The organism is Streptomyces sp. NPDC003635, from assembly GCF_053587635.1.
Window position 1 is genome coordinate 172,828 of record NZ_JBSFOK010000009.1, and the last position, 16,287, is coordinate 189,114.

The following is a 16,287-nucleotide window of genomic DNA, read 5'->3' on the forward strand; positions in this document are numbered from 1 at the left end:
CCTGGGCGTGGGTGGGCGGGGTATCAGGCCGCGGACGACTCGTGCATCCGGCGGCGCAGGCTCGCCGGGCGCATGTCGGTCCACACCTCGGAGATCCGGGCCAGGCACTCCTCGCGGGTGCCCTCGGTGCCCTCGGCGTGCCAGCCGGCGGGCAGCTCACGGCCGGCGGGCCACAGCGAGTACTGCTCCTCGTCGTTGAACACCACGCGCTGGCGGGGGCCCTCGTTCTGGACGTCGCTCATCACAACTCCTTGCAGGTGAAGGTCATTTGACGGAAGGTCGAAACAGGTGTCAGGCGGTGAGGAAGTCCTCGACGCGGGTGCCGAGCCCGCGCCGGGCGGCCTCCTCGCGCACGAACTCGGCGAGGGCGATGTCCAGCACGCCCAGGCCGAACGGCGAGAACACGACCGGGGTGCCGGCCTCCCGGCGCAGCTCGGCCGTGCCGCGCAGCAGCGCGCCGATCGGGGCGGCGACGAAGTCACGGTGGCCGACGGCCTGCTGGGCGAGGTCGAGGGAGGTGCGCTCGCGGCAGACGTGGTCGGTGTCGTCGACGACGTTGACCGCGCCGAGGATCGTCTGCGCGGTCAGGTCCCGCAGGGAGACGTGCAGCACCGTGGTGTCGGGACCGCAGTCGGCCAGGTCCATGTGCGGGGTGGCGGCGGTCGTGGCGAGCGAGACGAGGCGGTGCGCGCCGAGCGCCGCGGCGAGGTCGGTCACCGGGTACGCCTTGACGTCCGGCGCGACCTCGCGGCACTGCTCGGCGAAGGCCTCGGCGCGGGCCGGGTCGGTGTCGTACAGGGCGGCCTCGGTGAGGCCGGGCAGGGCTGCGGCCAGGAAACGCAGGATCTCCCGGTTGATCACCCCGCAGCCGATGAGCAGCACGGACGCGGGCGGGTTACCGGCGGTCAGCTCCCGGGCGGCGAGCGCGGCGCTGGCGGCCGTCCGCCTGGCCGAGATCACCGACCCCTCGACGAGGGCCACGGGGTGACCGGTGTCGAGGGAGTTGAGCACGACGGCGGCGCTGGCCCGCTCGGTCCCGGCGCTCACGTTGCCCGGGAACGAGGAGATCCACTTCATCCCGGCGACGGGCCGCTCCCCGCCCCGGTAGGCGGGCAGGCCGATGATCCGGTCCCGGGCGTGCCGCTCCTCGGGGAAGCGGAGGAAGGTGGAGTGCGGCAGGGACGTGAGCCCTTCGTCGTGCAGCCGGTAGGTCTCGGCGACGAGGTCGATGATCTCCGTCTCCCGGCCGGACAGCACGTCCGTCACATCGGCACGCCGGAGAATCAGCATGGGGTTCCCTCTCTCAGGGGCGGATCGGATGCCTCGATGCTCCGACCGGCCGCTATATGGGGCCTATACGCCGCGTTCGGCCTCGAGGTCGTACAGCGCGGTGCCCGCGAGCAGGGGGTCCTGCGTCACCCGTACGTCGAAGCCGTGGCCGTGCAGCAGCCGTCGTACGGCGTCCAGCCGGCCGTCCTCGTCGTGCACCTCGGCCACGACGGCGCGCACCCGCGGCCAGTGCGCGGCGTCGAGGCCGCGCAGCACGTCCAGCTCGGCGCGCTCCACGTCGACCTTCAGCAGGTCGACGCGGTCGAGGCCATGGCGCTCGACGAGCGTCGAGGCGGTGACGGCGGGCACGGTGAACTCGACGCCGTCGTGCAGCCCTTCGAGCAGCTCACCGGCGTCCTCGGGGCCGATCCCGCTGTTGTGCAGGAAGGCCCGGGTGATGTCGTCGTCGGCGGCCCGGTCGGCGTACAGGCCGGAGTTTCCGGGCGCCTCGGGGTAGTAGGTGAAGCGCAGCGAGCCGGGGCGGTCGGAGACGGCGGCGCACTCGGTGTGCCAGTCGCCGTCCGCGTGCTCGGCGAGGTTGCGGCGCAGACAGGCGTGCAGGGCCGGGGCCGGTTCGGCGGCGACGATGCGCAGGCCGGGCGTGGTGCGGGCGCAGAGCACCGACATGAGGCCGACGTTGGCGCCGATGTCGAGGAGCGTGTCGCCGGGGCGCAGCCGCCGGGCGGCGCGGTGGTAGCCGCCGGGCGGCAGCATCTCCCGCCACATCGCCACGGCGGCCGGGCCGTTCACGCACCACACCACGGGCCCCTCGGGCAGTTCCTGGCGCAGCGGAACGGCGGCGTCGGTCATGGCGTCCCCGCCCCGAGGGCCAGCAGGAAGTCCAGGTCGGCCGCGGCGGCCAGCGGAACCTCGGCGGCCCGGGCGTCCGGGGTGTCCAGGGACGCCTCCAGCAGGCGCAGCCAGGTGTCGCGGAAGCACTCGACGGTCGCCGCGTCGAAGAGGTCGGTGTTGTAGCGCAGGACGGCCCTGAAGCCCCGGCTGTCCTGGAGGACCTCGGCCGTGAGGTCGAGCTGGCCCTCCTGCTGCGGTACGTCGCACAGTTCGGCGCGCAGCCCGCCGAGCCGGACGGGACCCTCGTACAGCCCCGGGACCGGCAGCCGGTCGGCGGCGACCAGGGTGCAGGAGATCCGGAACAACGGGCCGCCGGTGTCGATGAGTTCGACGGGCAGCCGGGCGTGCGCGAGCCCGGACCTGAGCTGCGTCTGGGCCTCCTCCACGGCCGCGAGGAGGGTCGTACTCCCGGTGAACCGGGCGGCCATGGGCAGGGCGTTGACGTAGTAGCCGACGGCCTGGCGGCTGCGCGGGGTGAAGCGGGTGGTGGCCGGGCAGCCGATGAGGAAGCCGTCGCCGGCCCCGAGCCGGTGCAGGGCCGTCTGGAACATGCCGAGCAGCCAGGCGAACGGCGTCACCGCGCGCCCGGCGGCCGCCTCGAAGAGCCGCGCCGCCGTGGGGTGGGGGACGTCGAGCTCGACGGTCGCGCCGTTGAGGGTGCGCTGCTCCGGCCGGGGCCGGTCGGTGGGCAGGGCGGCGGGCCCGAGCCCGGCGCACACCCGGCGCCAGTGCTCGGCGGCCCGCCGCCCGCGCGGGGAGGCGATGAACTCCTCCTCCGCCAGGACGTGTTGGTCCCATTCGACGGGTTCGCCCGGCTCCGCCGCCGTCCCCTCGTAGGCGGCGAACAGGTCCCGCACCAGCAGCCACTGCGAGGTGGCGTCGCTGACGATGTGGTGGGTGACGGTGACCAGCACGGCGTCGTCCTCGGCCCGGCGCAGCAGCACCGCCCGGAACGCGCCCTCGGAGGCGAGCCGGAACGGCTCCTCGCCGGCCCGCCGGGCGAGCCGGAACAGCTCCTCGTCCCCGGCGCCCGGCACCTCGCGCACATCGAGCCGTACGGCGTCGGCGGGCACGGTGACCCGGACCGGGCCGTCCTCGCCCGCCGGGAACCGGGACCGGAGCAGTTCGTGCCGCTCGGCCAGCGCGGTCAGCGCCCGCTGGAGCAGGCCGGTGTCCACTCGGTCGCGCAGCCGTACCGCGAGGACGACGTTGTAGGCGGGGCTGTCCGGGTCGAGCTGGTGGGTGAGCCAGAGCCCTTCCTGGCCGACGGAGACGCGCACGGTTCAGCCCTTCCACAGATGGGACACGTCACCGAAGTTCCGCCGCACCCACGTGTCGTCGTAGATCGTGTCCAGGTAGCGGTCGCCGCCGTCCGGGAAGACGAGGACGCAGTTCGATCCCTCGGGGATCCGGTCGCGCAGCTTGCTCAGCGCGGCCACGGTCGCCCCGGAGGAGCCGCCGGCCAGCACCGCCTCCCGGCCGATGAGCCGGCGGCAGGCGACGACGCACTCCAGGTCGGAGATGTGCACCACCTCGTCGGCCGCCGAGGCGTCCATCAGCGGCGGGACGACGGACGCGCCGTGCCCCGGGATCAGCCGCTGGGTGGACTCCAGGCCGAAGATCGCGCTGCCCAGGGCGTCCACGGCGACGATCGTGGTGTCCAGGCCCCGGGACTTGATGTGGTCGCGGCAGCCGCGCAGGGTGCCGAAGGTGGACACCGAGCAGAACAGGTAGTCGACGCGGCCGTCGAGGGCCTCCTCGATCTCCCGCATGGTGGTCTCGTGGGCCTTGGGGTTGAGCAGGCTCGCGTACTGGTTGGGCCAGTACGACCCGGGCGTCTCGGCGACCAGCTCGCGCACCCGGCGCAGCCGTACCGGCAGGTACTCGCCGGTCAGCTCGTCGCGGTCGGTGACGATCTCCACCTCGGCGCGGAAGGCGCGCAGGATGGCGAGGTTCTGCTCGGTGGTCTTGCCGTCGACCACGCAGATGAAGCGCAGCCCGAAGTAGCGGCAGATCTGCGCGAGTCCGACGGCCAGGTTGCCGGAGCTGGACTCGACGATCACCGAACGTCCCGGCTCCACCTCACCGCTGCGGATGGCCGCGAGCAGCATGCCGAGCGCGGAACGGTCCTTGATGCTGCCGCCCGGGTTGAACCGCTCGATCTTGGCGAAGACCCGGGAGCCGAGGTCCGGCAGCAGCCTCCGGAGTTCCACCAGAGGGGTGTTGCCGACGGTCGAAAGTATGCCGGGGAAGGTTTTCTCGGGCACGGCTGTCTCTTCCCGTCAGTCGGCCTGCGCGGCCAGTTCGGCCGCGAGGTACGCGGTGATCGCGTCGATCGTCGGGTGGTCCCAGGCCATGGTCGGCTCGACGATGAGACCGAAGCGGTCCTCGACGTCGCCGCAGAGGGTGAGGGCGTAGACGGAGTCCAGGCCCAGCTCGGCGAGCTGGGCGCCCTCGTCGAGGTCGGCGGGGCTGCGCTCCAGGTAGTAGGCGACGCGGTCGACGAGCCAGGCGCGGATCGCCTGCGGGGCCGTGTCGACGGCGGTGACGGTGGTCTCGTTCACGGGGTGTCTCCTCGGTCGGGGGCGGAGCGGCGGGCGAGCCGTCCGCGGAACAGGTCGAAGGTCAGGTCGGCCTCGTGCCGCTCGGCCAGTTCGTCCGCCAGCCGCTGTACGAGGGGTTCGGGCAGGGGGCCGTGGCGCAGCCCGAGGCGCTGGGCGAGCCGGTGCAGGGCGGCGCCGGCCCACGACGGGCCGGCGGTGAAGCCGTCCTCGGCGTGGCGCCGGACGCCGAGGACCGCGGCGGCCGCGAGCAGCAGGGTGTAGCGCTCGGCGAGCAGGAAGGCGCGCCGCCCGGCGACGGGCGTCCGGTCGCGCGGCGGCAGGGCGGCGGCGCGGCGGGCGAGATCGCGGAGCTCGGCGGCGAACAGTGCGGTGAGCTCACCGAGTTCGGGATGGTCGGCCGGCTCCCGGAGGAGCTGTCCGCCGAGGGAGTCCGCGCCGCGCGTGGTCAGTTCCAGGCGGCCGAAGTCGAGGGCGGGCAACGGGTCGTCGAGCCGGAACAGCGCGTCGGGTGCGGGTGCCGCGGACCCGGCGAGAAGCCGGTCGGCGAGCCTCGGCAGCTGCGGGACGATGTTCGACAGACACACCGAGCCGCTGGCATGCGCGAGCGCCACCACCGGCAGGTCCCGGGCGGCCTTCTGGAAGACGGCGTACGGCCCCTCCCGCAGATAGCTGCGCGCGCCGAGCACGGTGCCGAGCCGGTAGGAGCTGTCCTGGAGGAACTTCGGCACCAGGTACTTCACGGCGGCGGACCGCACACTGCACTCGTCCGGCGTCAGATGCAGCGACCTCGCCGCCACGGCGGACACGGCGTCGCAGACGAGGAGGTCGACGAAGGCGTCCACCAGGGCCGCCCGCACCTCGGGGAGTTCGGCGACGGGACGGCCGTACAGCCGCCGTCGTACGGCGAAGTCCAGGACCGTGCGCAGTTGGGTGTCGCCGACCCCGACGACCATGCCCGGCAGCACGCTGCGGGTCACCTGGAAGACCTTCAGCACGGTCTCCATGGCGGCGCCGCGTTCCCCGAGGAGGGCGTCGGCGGGGACCGTGTGGTCGTCGAAGTCGATCCCGCCGAGCCGGCAGCCGCGGACGCCGGAGGTGGGGTAGCGCCGGGCACGGTCGGCCCGGTCGTCGAGGTCGACCAGGAAGTGGGAGTGGCCCCGGCTGCCGGGCCCGTCACCGGTGCGGGCGAAGAGCACGGCGGCCTCGGCGCGGCCGATGTTGTTGACCAGCTGCTTTCCGCCGCTGAGGACGTGCCCGTCCGGGGTCGACCGGGCGGACAGGGAGATCCGGGCGAAGTCGCTGCCGTGGTCGAGCTCGGTGTAGGCGGCGGCGATGCGCCCCCCGCCGAGCAGGAGGCCGGCGGCGCGCCGTCGCTGCGCGTCACTGCCGTCGGCCCACACGGGCAGCCCGGCGATGAAGCTGGTGACGCCGTGCCCGATCCCGAGCGCGCAGTCCCGCCGGAACAGGGCACGCATCAGCAGCGCGAACCGATCGGCGCGCTCGAAGCGCCCCCCGAGGGCCGCGGGCACGAACTCGGCGGCCAGCCCGTACTCCGCGAGCGCGCGCTCCCCCTCGGGCAGCAGCTCGCCTCGCTCGTCGGCGGCGAGCACGGCGGCGAGGCCGAGTGGATTGGCCGGGTCGTGCGGGTCACCGAGCAACGCCTCCAGACGGCCGATGCGCTCGAGGACAGGGATTGTGGCGGCGGGGGTCGTGGCGGCGGGGGCGGTCAGCAGATCGGTCATGCCACGTCCTTCGTCGAGCGGTCGGTCCGGGCCTCCGCCAGGGGGCAGGGCAGCAGGGAGAACAGCAGGCCCTCGTCGTACTGGGCGTGCAGGGCGGGCAGCAGGGCGTCCAGGGCCGGGCCGTCGAGGTCGTCCAGGTCCGGTTCGGCGGTGAGACGGCGGGTGACGCGGGCGAGGACGGCGTCGAGCCAGGCGGCGTCCTGCCACAGCGGGCCCGTGGCACGGTCGGTGCCGGTGTTCTCCAGCCACAGGTGCAGAGCGGCGGCCCCGGCGTACACGAGCGCGTAGCGGCGGGCGGCGGCGAAGGCCGGCGGGGGTACCGCGCGGGCGGTGTGCCGGTGGGCGGCGAGCTCCTCGTGCAGCTCGCCGGCGAGGGCGAGGAGGTGTTCGGCGCGGGCGGCGACGGCGGGCGGCGCGAGGGCGCGGGCCCGCTCGACGGCGTCGGGCAGCGACTGGACCACGGCGATGCCCGAGCGCGCGTACAGCGTGAGCCGTCCGTGGTCCAGCTCCGGCACCGGCCCGTCCAGGCGGGCGGCGGCGGCCACCGCGTCCCGGTCGGCGGACCGCCGGCGCCAGCCGCGGGCGAGCGCCGGGAACTGGTTGATCAGGGAGTTGAGGTTGACGGCCGTACTGCCGTCGAAGATGCCGACGATCCGGTGGTCGCGCTCCAGCTTCTGGAAGGCACCGTCCGCGAAGTCCTCGGTCAGCATCGCGCGGGCCCCGAGCAGCGAGCGCAGCGCGCCGATCACCTCGTCCCCCAAGGTCGGCACCAGGTACTTCACCACCGCCGAGACCGCGCTCAGCTCCTCGGTGAGGGTGTGCGCGGACCGCGTGGCGACCAGGCTGACGGCCTCCATGGCGAGCAGGTCGGCGTGGGCCTCGGCCAGGGTGCGGGCGGCGTGCGGGAGATCGGCGAGCCGGCGCTGGTAGAGCCGGTGGGAGCGGGCGAAGTCCAGGGCGATCCGCAGCGCGTGGTCGGTCATGCCGAGCGACATCGCCGAGCAGAGGGTACGGGTGATCTGGAACCCCTTGAGGATGACCTCGAGCCCCTCACCCTCCCCGCCGACGAGCGCGTCCGCGGGCAGCTCGGCCCCGTCGAAGGCGATACCGCTGATGTCGGCTCCGCGCACACCGTGGGTCGGCACCTTGCTCAGCGGACGCCAACTGCCGGGCGCGAGACGCGCCTTGTCGACGAGGAGCATGCTGAAGCCACGGCTGCCCCCACCCGCTTCGGTACGGGCCAGCACGCACAGCAGCTCGGCCCGCGTGGCGTTGTTGATCAGCCACTTCTCGCCGTACAGCCGCCAGCCGCGCTCGGTGCGCTCGGCCCGCAGCTCCCCGGCGAGCACATCGCTGCCGTGCTCCCGCTCGGTGAGCGCCAGCGAGACGACGGCACCGTCGGCGACCCGCCGCCCGAGCGCGGCGGCCTGCTCCGGCCGCCCCGCCACCCACACGGAGACGGCACCCAGATACGTCTTGACGTGCCCGAGCGCCACGGTGAAGTCACGTCGGCCCAGCGTGCGGATGAGCTGCGACAGCTCCTCGCTGGACCGCAGCGCACCGCCGTACCGCGCGGGCGCGAACCAGCGCGGCACCCCGAGCGCGTCCAGCGCCCGGCAGACGTCCGCGGGGAAGGCCTCGGCGCGGTCGAGTTCGGAACTGCGCGCGTAGGTGAAGGGGTTGGCCGGGTCACGGGGGTCCCCGAGCCCGGTCTCCAGCTCCCGCACGAGGGCGTACGGCTCCCAGGGCGCAGCCACCAGGTCCGCGACGTCGGGTGCCACCTCCTGGTGCAGGGACTGGAGTTCCCCGGCCAGGAACAGCTTCCGCATGAGCGTGCGCTGGATCTTGCCGCTGGTGGTGCGCCGGATCCGCCCGGAGCGCACCAGCACGAGCCCGCCGACCCGGACGCCGAGCCGCCGCGCGAGCTGGGCGCGGGCCCTGCGCGCGAGGGCGGCGAGCGTGTCCGCGTCGACACCGCGGCTGCGCACCTCCTGCACGGCGACGATCTCCTCGCCGGCGCCGCCCTTGGACCGTACGGCGAACACGGCGGCGGGCAGCCCGTCGAACGCCTCGTCGGTCTCGCGCAGTTCGCGCTCGATGTCGTGCGGGTAGAGGTTCCGCCCGTGCACGATGATCATTTCCTTGATGCGCCCCGTGACGTACAGCTCGCCCGAGCGCAGGGCGCCGAGGTCGCCGGTGCGCAGGAAGCCGCCGTCGCCGCCCTCGATGACGGCGCCGAAGGTGCGGGCGGTCTCCTCGGGCCGGTTCCAGTAGCCGAGCGCCACGCTGTCCCCGCGGATCCAGATCTCGCCCACGCGCCCGTCGGGCAGCTCGGCGAGGCTGTCCGGGTCGACGACCCGCACATCGAGCCCGCGCACGATGCCACTGCTCGCCAACTCCTGGGTGTGACCCTCGCCTTGACGGACCTCGCCGCGGCCGAGGGCGTCGGGGTCGGCGGACAGGACGGTGGGCGGTCGGTCGGCGGGGGTGCCGGAGACGTAGAGGGTGGCCTCGGCCAGTCCGTAGCCGGGCAGCAGGGAACTCGCCTTGAAGCCGGCCGGGGCGAACCGCTCGGCGAACGCGGCGAGGGTCGCGGCGTCGACGGGTTCGGCGCCGTTGCAGGCGTAGGTCCAGCTCGACAGGTCCAGGTCCGCGGTCTGCTCCTGCGACAGACGGCGCGCGCACAGGTCGTAGGCGAAGTTGGGGGCGCAGCTGATGTCGGCGCGGTGCTTCTCGATGAGCCGCAGCCAGGACACGGGCCGCTTGAGGAAGTCGGTGGAGGACATGAGCACGGCGGTGCCGCCCAGATAGAGCGGGGCGAGCATCATCGCGATGAGGCCCATGTCGTGGTAGGCGGGCAGCCAGCTGCACCAGGTCATGTCGCCGTGCCAGCCGTGGCTGTCGCGCATCAGCCCGAGGTTGTGCACGAGCGCGCCGTGCGACACCATCACGCCCTTGGGGTCGGAGGTGGACCCGGAGGTGTACTGAAGAAAGCAGAGCGTGCCGGGCTCCACGGGCCGCTCGACCCAGGACTCGGGATCCCCGTCCTCCTCGGCCCGCTCGACGGTGAGGGCCCGCATGCCGTCCAGGGACCGCTCCACGGCCGGGGCGGTGGCGGTGTCGGTGAGCACGAGCCGCGCCCCGGTGTCGGCGGCGATGGCCGTCGTACGGGACTCCTGGCGCCCGAAGCCTCCGGGCGCGGGCACGGGAACGGGCACCGCACCGGCGTACAGACAGCCGAGGAAGGCCCGCAGAAAACCGGTACCGGCGGCGCAGGAGACGAGGACGCGGTCCCCGGGCGAGACGGTACGCCCGAGAACATCGGCCACGGCTCGGGCCCGGCGGTCCAACTCGGCGTAGGAAACGTCCTCTTCGGCGGCGGCGGCCTGAAAGCGCACGGCGCTGCGTTCGGGCGCGGCACCAACCCTCCGCCGCACCGCGCCGACCAACCCCTCGAACCGGTCCACCCCAACTCCCCACGTCCAAAGACCACTTGAGGCCACACAAACCCACCCGCGACCTAGCACCCAGCGAACAGCGGAGGGCTATGCGGCACCTATATGTCCGTTACGTCGGCATCCCTCGGGCGAACCCGCCCGCACGCCGGCCCCGGAGCGCCCGCGCGCGAAAGCCCGGCAGCGGAAAGGCCGCCGTACCGACGCCGGGGGGTTGGCGTCAGTACGGCGGCCCTCAAGAGGCGCCGCCGGCCCGGGGGAAGGCTCAGCCGCACCCGCCCGCATGCCCGTCCTCGACGGACGCGGGCGCCAAAGCCGGAACCCCGGAAACCTCCGAGGCCCCGACAAGATCCGCACCACTCTTCGCCGACAGTGCCGCGGCGAACGCGGGCAACCGGTCGACTCCCCAGTACTTGTCGAAGTGATCCACGAAGAACGGCACCCCGAAGACCCCGTCCCGCTGGATCTCGAGCAGCACCCGCACACCCTCCGCCCGCAACGAGGAGTCGTCCGAGGCAGAGGCCAGCTCCTCCCCGTCCAGACCGAGTTCCGCGCCGAACCCCCCGATCACCGCCCGATCGCACACATCGAGCCCCAGCTCCCAGCGGGCCCGCTGCGCGAGCGCGATGAACTCCGGACCCCTGCCGTGCCGGGCCGCCGCGAGATACCCCAGATGCGGCACCTCCCACACCGGCTCCCGGTCCACCGGCCAGCTGAAGGACAGCCCCCGCTCGGCCGCCAGCCGCCGTACGTCCTGAAGGATGTACCGATGCTTCTCGGGGGACATCGGCGTGTACGGGAACGCCCCCTTCGCCTCCGCCAGGAGCTTCCGGCTCAATTCGTCCGGCTCGAAGAACGGCACCCACTCCACCGCCTCGGCCACCCCCGGATACCGGTCCAGCAGGTCCCGGTAGGCGAGCCACGAGTACGGGCTGCGCAGCGAGAAGTAGAACCGGGGCGGACGCCTGCGCCGGACCCGGCCACCGCCCCCGGACGCGGTGCTCACAGCGCGATGCCCCCGTCCACCTGGAACACCTGCCCGGTGATGTAGGACGCCTGGGACGACAGCAGGAAGGCGACCAGCGAGGCGACGTCCTCCGGCTGCCCGAACCGCTTCAGCGGAATCCGCCCGAGCATCTCCTTGGCCACCTTCGGCGGCAGTACGGAGGTCATGTCGGTGTCGATGAACCCGGGCGCGACCGCGTTCGCCCGGATCCCGTGCCGCCCCGCCTCCTTGGCGAAGGAGCGGGTGAACCCGATGATCCCGGCCTTGGACGCCGAGTAGTTGGTCTGCCCCGCGTTGCCCGCGACCCCGGCGACCGAGGACAGCGTGACGACGGCACCGCCGCCCCGCTTGACCATCGGGAAGGCCACGGCCCGGCACAGGTTGAACGTGCCGTCGAGGTTGGTGCGCACCACCGCGTCCCAGTCCTCCTCCGGCATCAGCACCAGCGGACTGTCCTTGGTGATGCCGGCCGAGGTGACCGCCGCCGAGGCCGGCCCCAGCTCGTCCTCGGCCGCGGCGACGAACTCCCTCACCTGCGCGCCGTCGGTGACGTCCACGCGCCGCGTCAGCACGCGCCGGCCCAGTTCGCGCACCTCCTTCTCGACCAGGGCGGCGGACTGCTCGTCGGAGCGGTAGCAGAAGCCGATGTCGTAGCCGTCGGCGGCCAGCCGCTGCACGACCGCGCGGCCGATGCCCCGCGACCCGCCGGTGACCAGCGCGACCTTGTCGGCGGTTTCACGATGGGACATGGTGGTCCTCTCCTCACACAGTCAGCAGGGCGCGATCGGGCGCCGGAAGCAGCTCGTTGACATCGCGCAGGGCCACCACGAACGCGCCGATCCGCAGCACCTCACGCCCGCCGGCGTACGTCTCGCCCGCGAGGATCGCCGTCTCGTCGACGGCCTTGACCAGCCGTACCCGGTGCTCCAGCACGTCGCCGGGGTAGGCGCGGGCGGAGAAGGCCACCTCGCCTATGGAACCGGCGAGTTCCACCTTCCCGGCGAGCACGTCCGGGTTGGGGTTCTCCCACACCGACAGCAGGACCGCGGACTGCGCCCAGGACTCGATGACGAGGGAGGTCGGGTAGGCGTAGTCCTCGGCGGCGGCGTCCTGGCCGAGCGGCGCGTAGCACGGCTCGTTGCCGGAGATCGCCTTGTACGCGGTCAGCGACTGGCCGGGGACGACGTCCACGACCCGGTCCACCAGGAGGATCTCGCCCCGGTGCGGAATGGTGTTCTTGATCCGCTCGATGCCGTGCGTGCTCACGGGGTCTCCTCGTCCGGGTTCTGCTTCGGGCGGTAGCGCAGCTTGATGTCGGCGACCTTGCCGCGGTTGGTGGCGACGGCGGCCTTGATCAGCAGCCCGGCGGCGTTGTCCGTGACCTTCACGTCGGCGCGGACGCGGTCACCGGGGAAGACGGGACGGTGGAACCGGCAGCGGTCCATGGCGACGAGCTCGACCTCGCCGTCGCCCTCCCGCGTCTCACGGGCCCGGCCGTGGGCCCAGGTCCGCACGGTCCGGTCGGCGGCCTCGATGAGGAACACGCCCGGCAGCACCGGGAATCCGGGGTAGTGCCCGGCGACGATCGGCCCGTCGACGGGCGCGTCGAACGCGGTGACCGCCCCGTCCGGACCGGTACGGATCAGCTCCAGCTCGCCCAGCGGCGTGGCGGCGCTCATGCCGAGGCCTCCTTCTTGGCGGAGAGCAGCGTGTAGGTGTCGCCGAGGGAGGTGATCGAGGTCAGCTCGGACTCGGCGAGCCGCACGCCGTACTCCTTCTCCAGGCGCACCGCGATCTCCAGCGCCATCAGCGAGTCGACGTCCAGATCCTCCACGAAGTGGGCGTCGTCGGTGACTTCGGCGACGTCGAGGTCCAGCACATCGGCGACCAGCTCCCGCAGCTGCTCCTTGTCGAGAGCGGCGAGCGCGGGGGCGACAACAGACTCGGTCATGGAAAACACACGTCCTTCCGGATGGTGGTTGGCGTACGAGTAGTGAATGAGGACCCGTCGCAGCCGATGGGCCCGACGACGGGCGGCGGCGATCACGCGGATCCCCGGGAACGACCGGCGGCACCGGGCCGGCCGGCATACGAGGCCCGCCCGACGACCCGCCGCACCCGAGCGGCCCGCCGACGATCCGCCCCGAGGGCGACAACGGCCCCCTCGGGGCGCCCGGCACCGCCCGGGACACCGCCGTACGAACGGCGTGCCGCGAGCTGCCGGCGGGCCGCGGGCGACGCGGTCACGGGGTGGCTCGCAGGATCGTCGCGCCCGCCTGGCCGTCCGGGTCGACGGAGGTGATGAGGACAGGGCCGTCCACGCCGGAGGCGAGGGCCGCGGCGAGTTGGAGGGAGGCGGAGGCGGCACCGCAGTCGCCGACCAGGCGGCGCAGCCGCAGCCGGGGCGGGCGCTGCTCGCCGAACAGCTCGGCCAGCGCCGCGTCCTCGCGGGCGCCGAGCGGCCCGCCACTGTCCGAGGGCACCAGGAGCGCGATCTCGTCGACCGCGACGTCGGCCTCCTTCAGCGCCTCGGTGGCGGCCCGCGCGACAGCGCCCTGCGCCCGCTCCACGTCGGAGAAGGCGATGAACCGCGACGCGGCGATCGACGCCAGCGCCGTACGGCCGTGCGCGCGGGCCCGCTCGGCGGACTCCAGCAGGAACAGCGCGCAGCCCTCCCCGAGCGGTCCGGCCGGCTGGCGGTACGCGGAGCCGGTCCGGGCCCGGTACTCCAGCCAGGCGCGCTCGGCCGAGAACTCCTCCACCGCCCCGCACAGCACCGCCTCGCAGTGCCCCTGCCGCAGCAGCCGCGTCGCGTAACTGAGGGCGAGCAGCCCGGTCGGGGCGCCACCGGCCACCGTGGTGTTGGGCCCGCGCAGGGTGTGCCAGATGGCGCTCTGTCCGGCCGCACGGTTCATCACCGTGTTGGGGAACAGCGCCGGATCGACGTGGAAGGGCTTCTCCCCGCGCAGCGAGTCGCGGGTGAAGTCCATGATGCTCTGCACACTGCCGTGCCCGGTGCCCAGCACCATGCCGACGGCCTCCGGGTCGTCCCCGGCGAGCCCCGGCCCGGCCGCCTCCAGCAGCATCCCGGCGGTGGCGACGGCCAGCGCGGTGGCCCGGTCCATGGACCGCGTCCCCTTGCGGCCGAGCACCGCGCGCACCTCGAACTCAGGTATGCGCCCGGCCCGTTCGTAGGGTCCGAGATCCGCGTCCGCGTCCGCTCCGCGCACGGCGTCGCGCTCCTCGCGCAGCCCTTCGACGAAGGCCTCGGCGCCGAGCCCGTACGGCGAGACGGCCGACCATCCGGACACGACCAGGGTGTCCGGGCCCGCCCCGGTGACAACACTGACACTCATCGCTACTGCTCCTGTTGGTGAAGTGGCGGATTTCAGACAGCCGTCGGCGCACCCCAGGCGCCGGCCGCGGCATGCAGTTCCGCGCCGTCGATCCCGATCGTGTTGCCGGTCAGCCAGGACGAGGTGGAGCGGGACAGCAGCGCCACGGCCTCGGCGACGTCGTCGGGCCGGGTGAGCCGCCCGTGCGGGTTGTTCTCGGCGGCCCGCTCGACGTACCCGGCGTGTTCGGGGATCCGGCGCAGGGCGGGCGTCACCGTCGTACCGGCGCGCAGCGCGTTCACCGCGACGCCCCGGGTCGCCAACTCGCATGCGAGCTGGCGCACATGGGCCTCCAGCGCGCTTTTGGCGGCGGAGACGGCGCCGTAGCTCGGCAGCGCCTGCGAGGTGCCGGCGCTGGTCATGGCGTACACCTTGGAACCGTCGCGCAGCAGCCCCGCGCCGAGCAGGTCCTGGGTCCAGTAGACGAGGCTGTTGGCCATCACGTCGAGGGTCATCTCCAGCTGGCGGGAGCTGATCTCCTTGTCCCAGCCGGGGCGTGGCGTGAACGGCACGAGCGTGCCGAAGGCCAGCGAGTGCACCAGGATCCGGATGCCACCGGTCGCCCCGGTCAACTCGGCCAGCTGCGGGACCAGTTCGGCGCGGGTGCGCTTGGCTGCCGCGTTGGCGTTGAAGAAGTGCGCCTCGACTCCGTGGCCGCGGATCTCCTCGACCAGCTCCCGGACCTCCTCGGCCCGGCCGGCGGTGTCGAAGTGCACGCCCGCGACATGGACGCCCTCCCGGGCCATTCCCAGGGCGATGGCCCGCCCGATCCCGCTGGACGCCCCGAGAACCAGGCACCAGCTCCCTTCCAGTGACTTCAGCATGCGGAGACTCCTGTGGACGAAGCGGCGTTGAGGAGGACCGGGTGGTCCGGGGCCACCCGGACGAGGGCGACATGGCCCTCCCCGGTGGCGGTGACGACGAGCCGCGCCTCGGCTCCGAGCGCGTCGGCGACGGCGAGGGCGGGGCGCAGACAACCGGCTCCACCGCCCCGGTGGACCGTCCCGGGGACGGCCTCGGCGACCACCTCCGCGACCGGGGACCCGTCAAGATCGAGGTGTACGGCGAAGGCGGCGGCGCCGGTGAGTTCGGCGACCGCGTCGGCCACCCGCCGGACGGCCCGTTCGCGCCCCGCGCTCTGACGCAGTGAGGTGGGGGCGAGGAACAGCGACCGGGCCCGTACGGTGCCGTGCACCCGTGCCCCCCGGTCCAGCGCGGCGGCCGGCGGCTCCAGGGCGAGGACGACCGCCCCCTGCTGGCCGCCTCCGCCGCGCCCGGCGGGCACCGGCTCCTCGACCGCCGCGAGCAGGAGCGCGTCGCAGCGCCCGGCGGCCAGCGCCAGCGCCCCCGCGGACAGCGCGTCCGCGGCGGCCGTACCGGCGGTGGCGACGGTCAGCGAGAACCCCTTGAGCTCCAGCTCGGCGGCGAGCCGGTTGCCGAGCACGTTGACGGCGAAGTAGGGGGCCGTCGCCGGGGACAGCGCGTGCGCGCCCTCCTCGGCCACGGTCACGTCCATGGCGTCGAACAGCCCCGCGAGCCCGGCCCCGGTGGCGAGCAGCAGCCCGCGCCGAGCGGCCGGCACAGCGTCGGGCCGACCGCCGTCGGCGACGGCGGCACGGGCGGCGGCGAGCACGTACTGGGCGGCGGGCGGCAGGTACTTGTACCCCCGCGCGCCGAGCCGCGCCCGATGGTCGAACCACCCGTCGTCCCCCGGCCGATCCGCACCCCCCGCGGCCAGCACGTCCGCGGCGGAGTCACCCCAGGGGGACACGACCCCGACCCCGGTCACGGCCAGCTCGCCGTACCCCGCCGACCGCGCGGACTCCACGGCCTCGGACACGATCAGACTCATCACCCGTCACCCCCTCCACGCATGTCCCCACCCGAACCCGAGCCCTCCGGGCCGACAAGCGCCCCGCCCGCCTCCGGCAGCAGCGCCGCACC

General features: G+C 73.8%; 16 protein-coding genes. All 16 read right to left on the minus strand.

Annotation, left to right across the window (positions count from 1 at the left end):
• Positions 1-23: 23 nt before the first annotated feature.
• The gene (locus ACWDRW_RS11915; RefSeq protein WP_451722338.1) at positions 24-242 is read right to left on the minus strand and encodes an MbtH family protein; all 219 of its coding nucleotides are present in this window, start codon (positions 240-242) and stop codon (positions 24-26) included.
• Positions 243-291: 49 nt separating this feature from the next.
• Positions 292-1,290 (minus strand): 2,3-diaminopropionate biosynthesis protein SbnB, encoded by a 999-nt coding sequence (gene sbnB, locus ACWDRW_RS11920; RefSeq protein WP_451722339.1) that lies wholly within the window; start codon positions 1,288-1,290, stop codon positions 292-294.
• A gap of 63 nt (positions 1,291-1,353) precedes the next feature.
• Positions 1,354-2,139, minus strand: a complete 786-nt coding sequence (locus tag ACWDRW_RS11925) for an FkbM family methyltransferase (RefSeq protein WP_451722340.1) — start codon at positions 2,137-2,139, stop codon at positions 1,354-1,356.
• Positions 2,136-3,461 (minus strand): condensation domain-containing protein, encoded by a 1,326-nt coding sequence (locus ACWDRW_RS11930; RefSeq protein ID WP_451722341.1) that lies wholly within the window; start codon positions 3,459-3,461, stop codon positions 2,136-2,138. Before ACWDRW_RS11930 ends, ACWDRW_RS11925 begins: the two co-directional genes overlap by 4 nt.
• Positions 3,462-3,464: 3 nt before the next feature.
• Positions 3,465-4,448, minus strand: coding sequence for a 2,3-diaminopropionate biosynthesis protein SbnA (gene sbnA, locus ACWDRW_RS11935; RefSeq protein ID WP_451722342.1), 984 nt, complete (start codon positions 4,446-4,448; stop codon positions 3,465-3,467).
• A 15-nt stretch (positions 4,449-4,463) separates the two neighbouring features.
• On the minus strand, positions 4,464-4,745 hold the full coding sequence (locus ACWDRW_RS11940) for an acyl carrier protein (protein ID WP_451722344.1): 282 nt from the start codon (positions 4,743-4,745) through the stop codon (positions 4,464-4,466).
• Positions 4,742-6,487 (minus strand): acyl-CoA dehydrogenase family protein, encoded by a 1,746-nt coding sequence (locus ACWDRW_RS11945; protein ID WP_451722345.1) that lies wholly within the window; start codon positions 6,485-6,487, stop codon positions 4,742-4,744. The genes ACWDRW_RS11940 and ACWDRW_RS11945 overlap by 4 nt, the downstream gene beginning before the upstream one ends.
• On the minus strand, positions 6,484-9,954 hold the full coding sequence (locus tag ACWDRW_RS11950) for an AMP-binding protein (RefSeq protein ID WP_451722346.1): 3,471 nt from the start codon (positions 9,952-9,954) through the stop codon (positions 6,484-6,486). Before ACWDRW_RS11950 ends, ACWDRW_RS11945 begins: the two co-directional genes overlap by 4 nt.
• A 253-nt stretch (positions 9,955-10,207) precedes the next feature.
• On the minus strand, positions 10,208-10,948 hold the full coding sequence (locus ACWDRW_RS11955) for a DsbA family protein (RefSeq protein ID WP_451722348.1): 741 nt from the start codon (positions 10,946-10,948) through the stop codon (positions 10,208-10,210).
• Positions 10,945-11,697, minus strand: coding sequence for a 3-oxoacyl-[acyl-carrier-protein] reductase (gene fabG / locus ACWDRW_RS11960; RefSeq protein ID WP_451722350.1), 753 nt, complete (start codon positions 11,695-11,697; stop codon positions 10,945-10,947). Before fabG ends, ACWDRW_RS11955 begins: the two co-directional genes overlap by 4 nt.
• Before the next feature lie 13 nt (positions 11,698-11,710).
• Positions 11,711-12,214, minus strand: coding sequence for a 3-hydroxyacyl-ACP dehydratase FabZ family protein (locus tag ACWDRW_RS11965; protein WP_451722351.1), 504 nt, complete (start codon positions 12,212-12,214; stop codon positions 11,711-11,713).
• A complete protein-coding gene (locus ACWDRW_RS11970) occupies positions 12,211-12,627 on the minus strand; it encodes a 3-hydroxyacyl-ACP dehydratase FabZ family protein (protein ID WP_451722353.1) in 417 nt (138 codons plus the stop codon). Before ACWDRW_RS11970 ends, ACWDRW_RS11965 begins: the two co-directional genes overlap by 4 nt.
• Positions 12,624-12,899 (minus strand): acyl carrier protein, encoded by a 276-nt coding sequence (locus ACWDRW_RS11975; protein WP_451722354.1) that lies wholly within the window; start codon positions 12,897-12,899, stop codon positions 12,624-12,626. Before ACWDRW_RS11975 ends, ACWDRW_RS11970 begins: the two co-directional genes overlap by 4 nt.
• Positions 12,900-13,191: 292 nt before the next feature.
• Entirely contained in the window at positions 13,192-14,304 is a 1,113-nt protein-coding gene (locus ACWDRW_RS11980; protein WP_451722355.1) for a beta-ketoacyl synthase N-terminal-like domain-containing protein, read from the minus strand.
• Positions 14,305-14,336: 32 nt separating this feature from the next.
• Positions 14,337-15,167: an SDR family oxidoreductase gene (locus tag ACWDRW_RS11985; protein WP_451722357.1), complete on the minus strand. Its 831-nt coding sequence runs from the start codon at positions 15,165-15,167 to the stop codon at positions 14,337-14,339.
• On the minus strand, positions 15,161-16,195 hold the full coding sequence (locus ACWDRW_RS11990) for a beta-ketoacyl synthase N-terminal-like domain-containing protein (protein WP_451722359.1): 1,035 nt from the start codon (positions 16,193-16,195) through the stop codon (positions 15,161-15,163). Before ACWDRW_RS11990 ends, ACWDRW_RS11985 begins: the two co-directional genes overlap by 7 nt.
• Positions 16,196-16,287 lie beyond the last annotated feature (92 nt).